We start from the raw sequence: 14,819 nt of genomic DNA, 5'->3' as shown, positions 1-14,819 counted from the left end.
TTGGAGTGGATTTTTGGGTCTCTGTCTCTTGTCGCATTGCGCGGAAGCAATGAAAACCACTTCTGCACCAAACTTCGGGGGCGGACAAAACTTGCGTTCGCTCAAATATTTGCCCGCGTTTTCCCCTGCGTTTGGTGCTTGTGCTCTTTGCGAAGACGACAATGGACGTTAAAAAATCCCCCCCGTCTACATCCCGTATATCATTAATCAACATACCTGATTTCCCATAAACCGGAATAGCAAAATAAAAAATGAAAAACACTATTTTTATCATAGTAAAAGGCTGGGTGATAATCCATGTTCTTTTCCCGATACCGGAACCGGCAACCGGCCTCTGGCACCAAGAAAAATCAAAACGAACCGATTGATCCGTCATTGGATCAACTCTTTAGCTACATCAAACAAGAATTTAGCGAAAGCCCCGATTTCGTAATCCGCACTTTTTCCGCCGGGAATAACAATGAAACCCGATTCGGGATCATTTATTTAGAATGTCTGGTAGACGAAAAAGTAATCGATGAATGGGTGATTAAATCCCTCACCTTAGCCTCCGGGTTGCTCCCGAAGGAATTCGACGATGAAGCACTGTCATTTGATATGGTCAAAAATCGCGCTTTGAGCATCGGAAAAATCGCCATTCTCGAGACAAAGGAAAAAATCATCAAATCGATTTTATCCGGCAATGCGGTGCTGGTCGGTGCCGGATGGAAAAAAGCTATTTCCTGTTCCACTGCGAGCGAGAAGTCGCGGCCAATTTCAGAGCCGACGGCACAATCCGTCATCCGCGGCCCTCTGGACAGCTTTACCGAATCGATAAAAGTCAATCTATCCCTTATTCGCTGCCGTATCCGCAGCCCTCATCTAAAAGTGAAATCTCTGGATCTTGGTCATTTTACGCACACGAAGATTTTTGTTTTGCATATAGAAGGGATCGCCAATCCCAAAATTGTCAATGATGTACTGAAACGACTGAAAGAAATTGATATAGACAGTGTGTTGGAATCCGGTTATATCGAAAGTTTTCTTGAAGAAAAGACCTTTACTCCGTTTCCGACCGTTCTTACATCAGGGCGACCCGATGATATTTGTGGGAATTTGATGGACGGGCGTGTCGCCATCCTGGTAGATAACAGCCCTTTCGCACTGGTCGTTCCTTCTTCATTCAGACATCTCTTTATGGCCAGCGAAGATTATTACCAACGATATGATATTGCCAGTTTTCTTCGTTTGGTCCGCTTTGTCTCTTTTTTTGTATCGTTGGTTCTTCCCTCTCTCTACGTGGCCCTGATCACGCATCATCCGCAGATGTTACCTACTTCGCTCCTAATCAATCTGTCGGCGCAGCGCGAAAATGTACCGATCCCCACCCTGTTTGAGGCGATAATAATGGAATTAATGTTTGAAGTGATACGGGAAGCGGGAATTCGCGCTCCGCGGGTATTAAGTACTGCGATCACCATTGTCGGAGCAATTGTGCTGGGGCAAACAGCTGTATCTGCGGGTTTAGTTACACCAGCCATGGTCATCGTCGTAGCGATCACGGGACTGGCCAGCTTCGTCAATCCTTCCTATGAGCTGGCAATCACGGCCCGGCTGATCCGCTTCGTGATGATGATTCTGGCCGCTACGTTCGGGATGCTCGGCATTACGTTAGGGCTGGTCGTGATGATCTCGCACATGAATTCGCTAAGTTCCTTCGGCGTCCCTTATTTAGAGCCATTCTCACCGCTCAACCTAAAAGCATGGGGAGACACCTTTATTCGCCTTCCCCTATGGATGATCAGAAAACGGCCGGCTGCTCTTCACCCGCTGAAGAAAAACATGATAGCCAAATACCGTTTGCGCAATGGCCGACCTAGCAAAGAAGAGGATGGATCAGGATGAGATTAAATGGTAAAAAGCTAAGGCTCATCCAGCTGGGCCTGATCATGTGCCTGACCTTTCCGATCTCCGGATGTTGGAATTACTTTGAATTAAATGAGCTATCCTTTGTGACCGCGGTCGGGTACGACCAAGGCAGGCACTATCCTTATCGCTTAACATTTCAAGTCATGAATCCTAATAATATAGTTCAACAGCCAATCGGCGGAGGTGGAAAGGGAGGTTCTCCTATCACGGTTTATACAGGAGAGGGCAATAATATCATTGAAGCCATTCAAAATGCATCCAATAAGATCAGCCGACACATGAACTTCTCTCATACACAAATCATCGTGATCGGCGAAGCTTTGGCGCGCAAAGGAATTGCTTCAATCTTTGATGCAAAGGAACGCTCTATGGAAGGGCGCATCAATGTTCCAGTTTTAATTGCCCGCGGGACAACAGCGGAAAACGTCATCAGCGCTCTCACTCCGCTTGATCAGATCCCTGCTTACAACTTAGCTCAAAAAGTTTTAATAACAGAAGGGACACCGAGTAAAGCCTTGAATCTCACTGAAAACGACGTTGTTAGCATCTTATCAACACCAGGAATCGATTTAGTTTTAAGCGGTGTCGAATTATCCAATAACGGAAAGAAAGCAACCGAGCAGCAGTCGTTCCAATCAACCTCGCCGCCTCTGCTTGCTATCTCAAAAATGGGATTGTTTAAAAAGGATAAACTTGTGAGTTGGATCGATAACTCTGCCGCGATCGGGACCATATTTCTCTTGGACAAAATGAAACACGGAACATTTAGCATTAATTGTAAAAACAAGCCCAGTAAAGTAGCGATTCAAATTAATTATTCCAAAACAAAAGTAGAAGCGAGTATGGTCCATGGAACCCCCACTTTTCATATTACGGTTCGGACCAATGGCGATATAAAAGAAACCGATTGCCCCCTCAATTTTGAAGATCCAAAAGTCTTCAGTATGCTGGGAAAACAGTCTGCCAAAAAGATTGGCGAAGTCATCCAAAGTGCGATTCATGCTGCCAAGCAGGTCAAGACCGATGTTTTCGGATTTGGTCAGGCCATCCACCGCGCCTCCCCACAATCTTGGAACAAACTGAAAAACCATTGGGACGATTTGTTTACCAAAGCGAAAGTAAACCTCGATATCTTTGTCACCATCACAGACTCGGGCTTGCGAAAAAAACCTTATGAGTTCAAATAGGAGAAAGGGAGAGAACATGACAAAGAATAAATGTACCCACACACAGCTTATCTTTCTCATTCTGCTGCAACAATTGGGCAGCAGCATCGTCGTCAGTCTGGGAATTCAAGCTAAGCAGGATGCATGGATTGCCATATTGGCCGCGTTGGTTGGCGGCCTTGCTTTACTCTGGCTGCATATCAAATTGCATCAACTTCATCCCGATGTGCCCTTAACCGGGGTTATTCGAAAAATATTGGGAAAATGGCTTGGCTGGCCGCTTGCCCTTCTCTACGTTCTCTACTTTATTTATGTTGGAAGCAGGGTGTTGCGCGATCTTTCTGATCTGTTGAAAACAGCTTTGCTAAACTATACCCCTCTCTCTGCCATTAGTGCTTTTATTATGATCTGTATAGTCTATGTTTTAAGCCATGGACTCGAAAATTTGGGGAAGACCGGAGAGATTTTCGGCATGATCTATATTCTGAGCATCTTTTCCATTCTTGCTGTTTTGTTCATTACCAACGTATTTAATCCGGACCGAATTTTACCCGTTGCCGAAGACCCCATGCTTATTGTAAAAACAGCTTATCCTCTCGTCTATACGTTCCCGTATGGAGAAATCATTCTGTTCAACATGCTGTACCCTTATGTGCAAAACAATCAATCGCTGTATAAAATCACCGCGATAACCATGATCTTCAGCGGATTGCTTTTATCCTTGATCCTGGCTGTGATGGTGGGTGTACTGGGGCATGAAGTGACATCCCGTTCCACTTTTCCTTTATTGAGCTCGCTAGGCAAGGTCAACCTGCTTTACTTTTTGCAGCGTCTCGACAGTTTGGCGATCGTCATCTTGGTCATCGGTGGCTTCTTTAAAATCGCGCTCTTTTTAATGAGCGCTGTAATCGGAGCAACTGATCTGTTTAAAGGAGAGCAAAAAAAGTTAGTGACACCGATCGGTGCCATCTTATTTGTCCTCTCCCAATTTATCGGGGCCAATATTGCTGAACATCTGAGCGAAGGGGAATATTTTGTGCCCCGCTACCTGCATTTACCCATGCAAACGGTTATTCCGCTCTTGTTGTTCCTGATCGGATGGATCAAAAAGAAACGTGCCCGTTCATCTGACCAGATTCATCCCCCACCAAATCAGGCTGCGCACTAGCGGATAAACCAAAAACGAAACCGTTAAAAAAATGGCCATATAATCCATCATTTCAAACGGATAAAACATTTTTTCGATCGATTCCCCCAAGGGAAACCCGATCGCCAAATCAATTCCGACAATGAACAGAAGGGACGTGACCAATAAAAATAAATAAATGCCGATAGTTCTCATCTTCATCTCTCCTCTCTTCAATGCTAGTGTCTTGCTTTTAATTCAAGACATGCAAAAAATCACGACATGGAACACTTTTCTCCTTTACCCATAAAATAGAAACAAACGCTTTATGTAGGTAAAATCGAATCCCTTCTAAAAATAATGATTGAATAAATAACTATTTCCTTTTATTATTTGTATAAGGGAAACTTTTTTAGCCTCCCTCTACAATTTAACCATAAGCAAAAAACAGAGGGCATGAAACACCTCTTGGAAAGATCCTTCATTCAAGTCGGTGATTGGGTATAGCCATTCTGTCCTTATCGGCCAAATGAGATTTGGTTCTATTTTTTACCGCAAATTTTGCCCTTATGCAAAAATAATGGCTCCGTACATAAAATAGAAGAGGAGTGTGTCAAGATGAAGAATTCGATGATGCGGATGGATTGGGGAGGGTGGAAAAAAGAACGGACCATTCCCAGTCTGCCGGAAGTTCACCGTTCTCTTCCGGTTCCGGCCAAAGGTTCCTGGTTTCGCAAATTCCTCGCTTTTGTCGGCCCCGGTTATCTGGTGGCGGTCGGTTATATGGACCCGGGCAATTGGGCAACCGACATCGCCGGCGGTTCCACCTTTGGCTACCCACTGCTCTTTGTCATTCTGCTCTCAAATCTGATGGCCATTTTATTGCAGACACTCGCCGGCAAATTGGGCATTGTCTGCGGTCGGGATCTGGCACAGGCATGCCGCGATCATTATTCCAGGCCGGTATCCCTTTTCCTCTGGGTCTTGTGTGAACTGGCAATTGCTGCCTGCGACCTGGCCGAACTGCTGGGAACTGCGATCGCCCTGCAACTGCTGTTTCATATTCCGCTGCTAATCGGCGTTCTGTTGACAGCAGTTGACATTATTCTGATTTTGCTCCTTCAAAACAAAGGGTTTCGCTATATTGAATCGATCGTCGTTTCGTTTATGGTGGTAATCTTTCTCTGTTTCGCCGTGGAACTGGCGTTGGCCCATCCCACATTGCACGAAATCGCCAAAGGGTTTGTGCCAAGCAGCCAAATCATTACCAATCCCAATATGCTTTATATTGCTATCGGTATCTTGGGTGCTACGGTGATGCCGCACAACCTTTATCTTCATTCATCCATTGTGCAAACGCGAGCCGTCCCCCATACGACGGACGGAAAAAGAGCGGCGATCCGCTTTGCCACCCTCGACACAACGGCCGCCTTGTTCTTTGCCCTGTTTATCAATGCGGCGATTCTGATTCTGTCGGCGGCCAGCTTCCACAGCTTCGGCATGGTTGTGGATGATATCAGCAAGGCCTACCAATTATTAAGCCCGATATTGGGCACCTCCGCCGCCAGCATTTTATTCGGCGTGGCCCTGCTCGCATCGGGGCAAAATTCCACCTTGACCGGCACTTTGGCCGGACAGATCGTTATGGAGGGTTTCCTTGATCTCCGGTTAAAACCGTGGTTGCGCCGTCTGATTACACGGCTGATCGCCATCATACCGGCTGCAATCATGACCGCTTTGTACGGGGCGCAAGGAGCCATGGATCTGCTGGTTCTGAGCCAGGTGATTCTCTCGTTGCAATTGCCGTTTGCCATTGTCCCGCTGATCAAGTTTACCGGTGACAAAAGCAAAATGGGAAGCTTCGCCAATCCCCGCTGGCTGCAAATACTCGCCTGGCTCGTCGCCGTCATTATCATCGCGTTCAATCTCGTTTTGCTGGTTCAGATATTTTACTCTTGATGATCAATGAAATGATGACCGAAAATCGGAGGAGGTTGGAGCCCGGACTCTTTCCTCCTTTTATTTTTAGAAAGAAATCATAGCGGACCGCTTCAGAACCAATGGGGAATTCCGTCTACACATCATGCCGAAAAATCAGTTATGTCATATCGAAACATAAGCGTTATCCACATGTAACAATCTTGAAAAAAATCGTAATAAAACAGACAAGTTTGTTTTTTTCGTGATATAATATAATCAAATCAAGCACATGCATAAAAAAACCCAAGGCCCGCATCAAAACGAGCCTTGGGTTTCACTCACATTGTATTGTAGAGCATGATCCAGATCGAACCGGCCACCGTTGCAACCGCAACAAAAATGCCGTAGAGCAGATTGATGATCTGGAACACTTTGCTGTCCCCTTCACTGATGTGCATGAAGTAAACCAATTGAACGACAAACTGGAAAATGGCCAGAATCACGATAATCGTCAAGCGCAAACCCACGGGAATCGGCGCTTTTAATGTGACCCAGAGAGCCGCAAAGGTAAGGAGCAACGACCAGATAAACCCGATAATATGATGCTTTGGTGAATGATGCTGTGTTTGTTCCATATCAGGTCACCACCCCTGTCAAATATACGGCTGTAAAGATGAAGATCCAGACCACATCGAGGAAGTGCCAATACAATCCCGTAATGAACGCTTTACGCGCAGTCATCGGAGTAAAGCCGCGTTTGGCAATTTGGGCCATGACACACAAGATCCAGAGAACCCCGAGGCTGACGTGGGCACCGTGCGTACCCACCAGAATGAAGAAACCGGACAAAAATGCGCTTCGGGAAAGACCTGCCCCCTCCGATATATAAGCGACGAACTCACGGATCTCCATGCCGAGAAATCCGAGGCCAAGGAGAAGCGTGATCGCCATCCAGGCCATATAGCCCTTTTTATTTCCTTTTCTCATTTCCAGCACGGCCAAGCCGCAGGTAAAACTACTTGTCAACAGCAGCAACGTTTCAATCATGAAATCCCGTACTTCAAACAGCTCTTTGGAAGTAGGACCTCCGGCCGTTTGCCCGTGCAAAACCAGGTATGTGGCAAACAGCGTCGCAAACAGAACGATCTCCGCCCCCAGGAAAATCCAGAAGCCAAAAATCTTCAGGCTTCCTTCTTCCGTTGAGTACTCCAGGGGGCCGGAGGAGGTGGCCTTTTCGCTTATTGCAGCCATCCTGACATCCTCCTTACCGCATGATGATTGGTTTTAACTCGCCATTTCGTGTTTTTTGATTTCCTCCACCGATACATAATGGTGGGAGTCATAGTCGTTAAACGAACGCCACAGCATGCAGAGGAGCACACCGATCAGTCCGCCGATGGCCAGCAGATACCATTCGAAAACAAAGCCAAAACCGGCAACAAACATAAACGCGGACATGACAATCGGCATTCCCGTATTGTTCGGCATATGAATCGGTTTGTAGGGTTCCGGTTTTTCTTTCTTTTTGCCTTTCTCCTTCTTCATGTGCCACCAAGCGTCGAGCGCCTCCACTTTCGGGATGTGCGCAAAGTTGTAGTGTGGTGCCGGAGAGGATAAGGACCACTCCAACGTGCGGCCGTCCCAGGCATCGCCAGTCACATCGCGCTCACCGAAGCGTGCGCTGTAGTAGACGCAGTAACAGAAGATGAGGAAGCCAATCCCCATGATAAAGGCACCGATTGTTTCCACCATGTTGATCGGACCCCATCCGGTTTCGGCCGGATACGTGTAAATGCGGCGGGTCATTCCTTGCAGTCCGACGAGGTACATCGGAATGAAGCAGAGGTGGAACCCGATATTGAAGACCCAGAATGCCCATTTGCCCAGACGTTCATCCAGCTTGTGCCCGAACATTTTCGGCCACCAGTAGGTGAGTCCGGCAAAGCAGCCGAAAACTGTACCGCCGATCAGCACATAGTGGAAGTGGCTGATCAGGAAGTAGCTGTTGTGGTATTGATAGTCTGCCGGTACTGCGGCGAGCATCACACCGGTCACTCCACCGATCAGGAAGCTGGGAATAAAGGCAAGTGCCCACAACATCGGCTGGGTAAACTCAATCCGCCCTTTGTGAAGGGTTAACAGCCAGTTGAACACTTTGACCCCGGTCGGAATCGCGATCAGCATCGTCGAGACACCAAAGAACGAGTTGATCCACGGTCCCTGTCCCATGGTGAAGAAGTGGTGCAACCAAACGATAAAGCTGAGTGCGGAGATCGCCACCATCGAATAAACCATCGCCCGGTATCCGAACAAACGTTTCCGAGCAAACGTACTGATAACTTCGGAGAAAATGCCGAATGCCGGCAAAATCACGATATAAACTTCCGGGTGTCCCCAAATCCAGAACAGATTCGCCCACATCATCGGCATACCGCCGGCCGTGACCGTAAAGAAGTGTGCACCAAACAGGCGGTCAATCGTGAGCAGGGCAAGTGCCACTGTCAAAACAGGGAAAGCAAAGATAATGATCACAGAAGTGATTAAGGTCGACCAGGTAAACAGCGGCATTTTCATGAGCGTCATACCCGGTGCGCGCATTTTGATAATCGTCACCAAGAAGTTGATCCCGGTCATCAGCGTACCGATCCCGGCAATCTGCAATCCCAGCAAATAATAGTTTTCTCCAGGTCCCGGATCAAGTTCATTTCCGGCAAGCGGTGTGTAACTGGTCCATCCAGCGTCCGGAGATCCACCGATGACAAATGAAATATTGAACAACATCGCCCCGGCGAAAAACAGCCAGAAGCTGACAGCGTTGAGTTCCGGAAACGCAACGTCGCGGGCCCCGATCTGAAGCGGAACTGCCACGTTCATCAAACCGACGATAAACGGCATCGCCATGAACAAAATCATGATCGTACCATGGGTGGTAAAGATTTCGTCATAGTGTTGGGCGTTGAGGAAATTCAAGCCCGGCCATGCCAGTTGCGTCCGCATTAAAAGCGCGTCCACCCCACCGCGGAATAACATGAGGAGCGCAGAGATGATATACATAATCCCAATGCGTTTATGATCGACGGTTGTCAACCATTCATCCCACAACCAACGCCATTTCTTAAAGTAGGTGAGGACGAAGATGATCCCCAACGTCACCAGAACGATCAACACGTCAGCCATGTAGATCATCGGCTCCCCGGTTACGAAGAAGCCGTGTTCCGGCATTTTAAAGCTAAATAAACTGCTCATGTTTCTCCTACCTCCTTTTCACCAGAATTCACTCCATATGGGTCATGGTTTCGGAGCCATGGTTCATATTTTCCATGCCATGGTTCATCCCACTCATGTCATGATTCATGGAGTTCGCCTCGGAAGTACCGTGATCCATGTCTTTCATGTCATGGTTCATGTTTGGATCTTCTTTCAGTTTCGGGTAGGAAGAGTAGGTTTGTTCCCCTACCAGACCGGGTTGAAGAAGTTTTTTCCATTGGGCCTCCGTTTGTTTTGGTGCCGTTTTCTTAACCTGCTCAACCCATGCGTTGAAATCTGCTTCTTTTTGCGCAATGACATCAAATTGCATATGAGTAAATCCACGACCGGAGAAGTTGGCACTGCGGCCGACATAGGTACCAGGCTTGTCCGCTTCAAGCCATAATTTCATGGACATACCGGGCATGGTATACTCCTGTCCGCCTAACTCAGGAACCCAGAAGGAGTTCATCGCACCAACTGCGTTCAATTCAAACCGGATCGGAACATCTGCGGGGATCTTCACATAATTGACTGTTTCGATCCCTTGCTCCGGATATTTGAAAATCCATTTCCAATCGGCTGAAGTCACTTCAATTACAAGCGGTTTTTTGTGAGGGCTCGGCGATTTCTCCAAATCAAACGTCATCGTTACGGTAGGAACTGCAATAAGCGCCACGATCACGATCGGGATCGCCGTCCAAATCATTTCCAACCATTTGTTTTCATGCACTTCGGGCGGTTCATAACCCTCGTTTTCCGGCTTTGCTCTATATTTCACAAGCATATAGACGAAAAGAATCCCAACCACGACAAAAATAAGGAGCATTAAACCCGAAGTCCACAAGATCAGGTCCAATTGTTTTTTCGCGACCGGCCCTTGCGGATTGAGAACCCCGGATTTGATCGGGGCACATCCGGTTAAGAGCAGGAATAATCCGGGAAGGATGGCCGCCTGCTTCAACCGGCGAAGTTTTTTTCCAAACATGGCTTGCTTTCACCCTTTCCTGACGAAGCTCAAGAAGTGACATTCATCCGCAGTTGCAGCAGAAAAAGTTAGGCTTCGCGATATATACATAAATTATAAATATTGGAAATTAATTCGTATGTAAGCCTGCGCAAAAGGATTAATCCGCAGGTTTACATAGCTCGTTCAAAATTAATCTATCACATCGCCACTTTTCATTTTATGACGAAATGTGTTGTATAAATGGACGAAATATGACAGTTTGATTAATTTTACAACGAAAATGCTAAAAATGACTATAATAAACAGGAGAATTACGAATAAATTACACGCAAATTACAAAATATTTCATCCCTCCTGATATTTTTTCAATACCAAAAAAAGACGAAAAATTCATCTTCCCTCCTCCTTCCCCTCTTCTCTGATCTTTCAACAAAAAATAGGAATCCGCCGCTACCAAAAAAACAGATTTCTCATAGATTAATAGAGACGAAGAAATGGCGCCAACAAGAGTTTTTGGCCTTAATTCCATTGAAATGACACTGATTTCCCGGAATGACATTTCAAAGAGAGGAGGGAGTTTGTATGCAAACTTTAAATAACCGCCGCCACAATCATAACAATCATGATAATCATAACGATCACAATGACAACAATGACCACCGCAGGCGAACCGTCATTTTACACCCTCACCGACGCGAAAACAGAACCGTTCACTTGCGCCGCAACCAGTCTGTTTTGGTAAAATGCAGAAGATCAACCACTTCCCGTCACCGAAGGATTCACCTTCGCCCAGGAGATGCCGTCAGGATCAGATGTGGCAACAGTTCGGTCGTGGTCACTTGCGGCCGCCCATTTGGACGGCTTCGGACCATTACCATCCATCCGCATGAATCGGTTCTCGTTACCTGCGGTTTCTAAACAAATCGACCGGCCGGGATCATCCCCCCCTGAGGGAATGGTCCCTTTTTTTGATTGAACAACCATTCTGCTACATAAAAAAACAGAGCAGCCATGTGTAAATGGATGCTCTATTTTCCTTGGAAATATTCTTCCAGCGTAATTCCTTTCTGGGCGATTTCCTGGGCGATCTCTTTTCCGACATACCGGATGTGCCAAGGTTCGTACGCATAACCCGTAATCTGTGTTTTCCCTTTGGGATAGCGGATGATGAACCCATACTCGGCGGCATGTTCGGCCAGCCACTTTCCTTCTTTGGTTTCCCCGAATGATTCATCCAAAGCCAGATGGGCGCTGGGGCTGGAAACGTCGATTGCCAAACCCGTTTCATGTTCACTTTGTCCCGGATAAGCACTGAATTGTGACGTTCTTTCTTTCCCATTTTTTCTTACATTGTTTTCGTAGATTGCCTTTTGCCGGGCATAAGACCGATATCCCGAAATCCCGACCAGATGAAGATTCTGTTTCGCAGCTGCCTGTACCAGCTGTTCCAGCGCGTGGGCAGCTTCCTTGCGCAAGTGTTTCTTCTCCAGATCCCCCTGACCCGCAAACGGAATATTGGGCTGGATCAAATCAGCCGGAACATAATCGGCCGGCAGACTACGGTGTTTATTTACGACAACGGACAAATCCGCCGGGTTGGTAACCACAGCCAGTCCATTGCTATCGATCTTGATCGTGTCTTTTAACGGAACAATCACCCGGACGCGCATGGTTGCCCTGGTCTGCTTGTATACCGCCGTCACCCATACAGATGAGCCCGTCTTCGCCTGTTTGCTTACCGTGAGTCGCCCTTGGGAATCCACTTGTGCAACTTCGGGATTGCTCACCGTATAGGAAACTTGATCGGAATTCAGCTCCACTTTGCGGTTTGCCGGCGTAATCCCTGACAAGGTAAGAGAATAGGATGCTCCCGGAGCCAGTGTTTGCTCATCCGTTGGAAAGGCGATTGCCCGAAAAACCGGCTGTTCCTGCTTGGCTCCGTTTAATCGGTTTACCGCGGCATCGATCGGGCTTCCACATCCCGACAGAAAGATCAATACCCCCAAAGCAGCAACAGCCGCTTGCCAACTCCGATGTTGATATCGATTCACCCTTCCCCTCCCTCCTCTGCAAAGGTGATCCTGGAAGGCAATAAGGCATGCCATAAACGAACTGATTCTATAATATACTTCTTTGACCCAAGTTCATCCTTTTTTGCGAGATTGCAACAAAGTGTTCACGAATAAAATACCTGTTCAGCCTCCGGCAAATCCGGTAAAACAGGGACAACCTGCCGGCACAAAAAAAGCGGCTTCTTATAAAAAGAAAACACCGCAAAAAAAAATGAAAAGAAAGATGGAAAGACTCAGCCTCTAGGCATGAGAAGCCCCTCCGCGATTATTCCCCACCCTGTAAAATTCATGAAACAACTTAATCAAAGCTCTCTTTTCGATCCTCGACACATACGAACGCGAAATTCCCAGCTCCTTGGCAATTTCCCGCTGCGTTTTTTCCTTTTCCCCTCCCAGTCCAAACCGCGCACGAATCACTTCCTGCTCCCTCTCATCAAGAATGTGGATATGGCTGTATATGTTCTTGCGCTCTATTTTTAACTGAACCGTCTCCACCACATCATCCCGCTCTGTGCCAAGAATATCAATCAGGGTGATTTCGTTGCCTTCTTTATCTGTGCCAATCGGATCGTGCAGGGAAACATCTTTTCGCGCTTTTTTCAACGAACGCAGGTGCATGAGGATTTCATTCTCAATACACCTTGCCGCATAGGTTGCCAGCTTCGTTCCTTTCCCCTGCTGGTACGATTCAATCGCTTTGATCAAACCGATGGTTCCGATGGAAATCAGATCCTCATTATCCTCCCCGGTGTTTTCAAATTTCTTGATGTTGTGGACTCGAATCGATGTACATTTTCTGTCCCATTAACGTATCCAGATATCCCACACAAGTAATTTCACACTGCTCGTTGTTTTCGCTAAAGGTAAGAATAATCTCGTCTATTAACGATTGGATAATCATTCGTTTTTTTTCAAAGGGTACATCCGTTTCGGAATTCACCAATTTTTCTAGATAGGCCATTACTTTTTTTACGCGCTCTTTTGCTTCCTGATTTTTCAGATTTTCACTCAAATGTTTCTGCAATTTATCAACTTCTGTTTTCAATGCTTTTAATTCCTTATTGATCACACTTAGATCTTGGATCATCTCTTCTTCTGAAATCAGTTCACGTCGAAACATAATTTTGACTTTTTCACGTTCTTTTTTCTTTTTGTCGATTCTCTCTTTCAACACTTCGATTGTATCTTTAATTTGGTGGTCCAAGCTGTTCGGCGATTTCTCAATCTGAATACGGATCTCCTCGCGATCAGTCAACATTTGAAGAATGAGATTCCAAATATAGTCCTCAATCAGTTCAGCCCGGAGTGTTTGGGTTGGACATTTCATCACTCCCTCTCCGTATTTTCTCGGATTTTTATTTGGACAACGGTAGCATCGATACTTTTCTCTTCTGCCTGTTTGCTTGTTTTTTCTACCGGTATACGTGGTTCCGCTCCAGATCCGTCCACAATGTCCACAACGAATCATGCCTTTCAACAGATATTCATGTTTGACATTTCCCGAATTGGTCAGGTTTTTCCTGCGTTGCTCTTGGGCCAACCCAAATAAACTTTTATCAATGATAGCGGGAACTTCCACGCTTACCCATTGTGATTCATCCCGATAATCATAGGTTTTCTTGGGATTGCCGCTTTTCGTTTTCTCCCCTTTCAACTTCTTCGTTTTTCGCCGGTTGTACCGATAAATGCCGATATAAATTTCATTCGTTAAAATGCGGTTAATTGACGACTGATGCCAATGTTTACTCTCTTTTCTCTTGGGCATTACACCCAGTTGGACCAAACAGTTTCCAATCTGCCGAAGGGTTAAGTGATCGTGTACATACCATTGATAAATATTCCTTACGATCTTTGCTTCTTCTTCGTTAATGACCAATTTTCCATTGACAAGGTCGTATCCAAACGGAGCACAGCGCATGGGCATAATTTTCTTCTGCTTTTCAACCGCCCTTAACCGACCCCGAATTGTTCTTTTCCTGATCAAGGACAGTTCATACTGCGCGATAGCGGATTGCATATTAAAAAATAATTGCCCTTCCGGTGTATTTTGGTATTCCGTATCACAAAAAATGAGTTCGACGTTTTTGCGTTCAAACTCTCTGCATACAAGCAGCTTATCTGTCATATCCCGACTCAGACGGTCAGGATGAACACAAATCACATGCGAAATCTTGCCATCCGCTACATCTTGCCTTAAACGATCCATCTCCGGCCGATTGATATCCTCGCCAGAAACTCCTTTTTCTTTGTATATTTCAATATGATGCAATCCCAGAGAATGAGCTTTATTTATGCACATCTCAATTTGTGATTCGAGACTCGTTCCTTCTGACGCTTGCAACTCGGTCGACACCCGCGCATATACTGCAACCTTCATCCGTAAACCTCCTCCGATGTGATTGTGGATTTCA

The 14,819-nt window shown here is 46.3% G+C and carries 13 protein-coding genes; 5 read left to right on the top strand and 8 right to left on the bottom strand.

Annotated elements, in window-relative coordinates; all coding sequences use genetic code 11:
* Positions 1–297: 297 nt before the first annotated feature.
* From I8U19_RS04285 to I8U19_RS04275, 3 genes are read left to right on the top strand one after another with little or no spacing between them, the layout of a single operon-like run.
* Complete coding sequence (locus I8U19_RS04285; protein ID WP_198055284.1) at positions 298–1,884, top strand: spore germination protein; 1,587 nt, start codon at positions 298–300, stop codon at positions 1,882–1,884.
* Positions 1,881–3,095 carry a Ger(x)C family spore germination protein gene (locus I8U19_RS04280; protein WP_198055283.1) on the top strand — a complete coding sequence of 405 codons (1,215 nt, stop codon included), beginning with the start codon at positions 1,881–1,883 and terminating at the stop codon, positions 3,093–3,095. The genes I8U19_RS04285 and I8U19_RS04280 overlap by 4 nt, the downstream gene beginning before the upstream one ends.
* Positions 3,096–3,111: 16 nt before the next feature.
* The gene (locus tag I8U19_RS04275) at positions 3,112–4,242 is read left to right on the top strand and encodes a GerAB/ArcD/ProY family transporter (protein ID WP_198055282.1); all 1,131 of its coding nucleotides are present in this window, start codon (positions 3,112–3,114) and stop codon (positions 4,240–4,242) included.
* On the opposite strand, the gene I8U19_RS04270 is transcribed toward I8U19_RS04275, so the two are convergent.
* Entirely contained in the window at positions 4,198–4,416 is a 219-nt protein-coding gene (locus I8U19_RS04270; RefSeq protein ID WP_198055281.1) for a YczF family membrane protein, read from the bottom strand. The two genes, I8U19_RS04275 and I8U19_RS04270, sit on opposite strands and share 45 nt — an antisense overlap.
* A 402-nt stretch (positions 4,417–4,818) precedes the next feature.
* On the opposite strand from I8U19_RS04270, the gene I8U19_RS04265 reads away from it, so the two are divergent.
* The gene (locus I8U19_RS04265) at positions 4,819–6,159 is read left to right on the top strand and encodes an Nramp family divalent metal transporter (protein ID WP_198055280.1); all 1,341 of its coding nucleotides are present in this window, start codon (positions 4,819–4,821) and stop codon (positions 6,157–6,159) included.
* A 299-nt stretch (positions 6,160–6,458) separates the two neighbouring features.
* Here I8U19_RS04265 and qoxD read toward each other — a convergent pair whose 3' ends face one another.
* From qoxD to qoxA, 4 genes are read right to left on the bottom strand one after another with little or no spacing between them, the layout of a single operon-like run.
* Entirely contained in the window at positions 6,459–6,755 is a 297-nt protein-coding gene (gene qoxD, locus I8U19_RS04260) for a cytochrome aa3 quinol oxidase subunit IV (RefSeq protein WP_033101794.1), read from the bottom strand.
* 1 nt (position 6,756) lies between these two features.
* Positions 6,757–7,371 carry a cytochrome aa3 quinol oxidase subunit III gene (gene qoxC, locus I8U19_RS04255; RefSeq protein WP_198055279.1) on the bottom strand — a complete coding sequence of 205 codons (615 nt, stop codon included), beginning with the start codon at positions 7,369–7,371 and terminating at the stop codon, positions 6,757–6,759.
* Between the two features lie 33 nt (positions 7,372–7,404).
* Positions 7,405–9,342 carry a cytochrome aa3 quinol oxidase subunit I gene (gene qoxB, locus I8U19_RS04250; RefSeq protein WP_033101830.1) on the bottom strand — a complete coding sequence of 646 codons (1,938 nt, stop codon included), beginning with the start codon at positions 9,340–9,342 and terminating at the stop codon, positions 7,405–7,407.
* Positions 9,343–9,394: 52 nt separating this feature from the next.
* Positions 9,395–10,354: a cytochrome aa3 quinol oxidase subunit II gene (gene qoxA, locus I8U19_RS04245; RefSeq protein ID WP_198055278.1), complete on the bottom strand. Its 960-nt coding sequence runs from the start codon at positions 10,352–10,354 to the stop codon at positions 9,395–9,397.
* Between the two features lie 564 nt (positions 10,355–10,918).
* Between qoxA and I8U19_RS04240 the strand changes: the two genes are divergently transcribed.
* Entirely contained in the window at positions 10,919–11,254 is a 336-nt protein-coding gene (locus I8U19_RS04240) for a hypothetical protein (protein WP_152568594.1), read from the top strand.
* A 110-nt stretch (positions 11,255–11,364) separates the two neighbouring features.
* Here the strand turns inward: I8U19_RS04240 and I8U19_RS04235 are convergent, their stop codons facing one another.
* From I8U19_RS04235 to I8U19_RS04225, 3 genes are all read right to left on the bottom strand, one after another.
* Positions 11,365–12,387, bottom strand: a complete 1,023-nt coding sequence (locus I8U19_RS04235) for a D-alanyl-D-alanine carboxypeptidase family protein (RefSeq protein ID WP_052154359.1) — start codon at positions 12,385–12,387, stop codon at positions 11,365–11,367.
* Positions 12,388–12,648: 261 nt separating this feature from the next.
* Positions 12,649–13,191: an RNA polymerase sporulation sigma factor SigK gene (gene sigK / locus I8U19_RS04230; RefSeq protein ID WP_198055356.1), complete on the bottom strand. Its 543-nt coding sequence runs from the start codon at positions 13,189–13,191 to the stop codon at positions 12,649–12,651.
* Positions 13,163–14,785, bottom strand: coding sequence for a recombinase family protein (locus I8U19_RS04225; RefSeq protein ID WP_198055277.1), 1,623 nt, complete (start codon positions 14,783–14,785; stop codon positions 13,163–13,165). The genes sigK and I8U19_RS04225 overlap by 29 nt, the downstream gene beginning before the upstream one ends.
* Between the last annotated feature and the right edge of the window lie 34 nt (positions 14,786–14,819).

The sequence above is a fragment of the Thermoactinomyces sp. CICC 10523 genome (assembly GCF_016055105.1).
Lineage (GTDB): Bacteria > Bacillota > Bacilli > Thermoactinomycetales > Thermoactinomycetaceae > Thermoactinomyces_A > Thermoactinomyces_A daqus.
This window is presented reverse-complemented; position numbering and strand designations above follow the sequence as displayed.

Coding starts and splice junctions, on each gene's coding strand:
- I8U19_RS04285 (WP_198055284.1), top strand. CDS start 298: ATGTTCTTTTCCCGATACCGGAACCGGCAACCGGCCTCTGGCACCAAG.
- I8U19_RS04280 (WP_198055283.1), top strand. CDS start 1,881: ATGAGATTAAATGGTAAAAAGCTAAGGCTCATCCAGCTGGGCCTGATC.
- I8U19_RS04275 (WP_198055282.1), top strand. CDS start 3,112: ATGACAAAGAATAAATGTACCCACACACAGCTTATCTTTCTCATTCTG.
- I8U19_RS04270 (WP_198055281.1), bottom strand. CDS start 4,416: ATGAGAACTATCGGCATTTATTTATTTTTATTGGTCACGTCCCTTCTG.
- I8U19_RS04265 (WP_198055280.1), top strand. CDS start 4,819: ATGAAGAATTCGATGATGCGGATGGATTGGGGAGGGTGGAAAAAAGAA.
- qoxD (WP_033101794.1), bottom strand. CDS start 6,755: ATGGAACAAACACAGCATCATTCACCAAAGCATCATATTATCGGGTTT.
- qoxC (WP_198055279.1), bottom strand. CDS start 7,371: ATGGCTGCAATAAGCGAAAAGGCCACCTCCTCCGGCCCCCTGGAGTAC.
- qoxB (WP_033101830.1), bottom strand. CDS start 9,342: ATGCCGGAACACGGCTTCTTCGTAACCGGGGAGCCGATGATCTACATG.
- qoxA (WP_198055278.1), bottom strand. CDS start 10,354: ATGTTTGGAAAAAAACTTCGCCGGTTGAAGCAGGCGGCCATCCTTCCC.
- I8U19_RS04240 (WP_152568594.1), top strand. CDS start 10,919: ATGCAAACTTTAAATAACCGCCGCCACAATCATAACAATCATGATAAT.
- I8U19_RS04225 (WP_198055277.1), bottom strand. CDS start 14,785: ATGAAGGTTGCAGTATATGCGCGGGTGTCGACCGAGTTGCAAGCGTCA.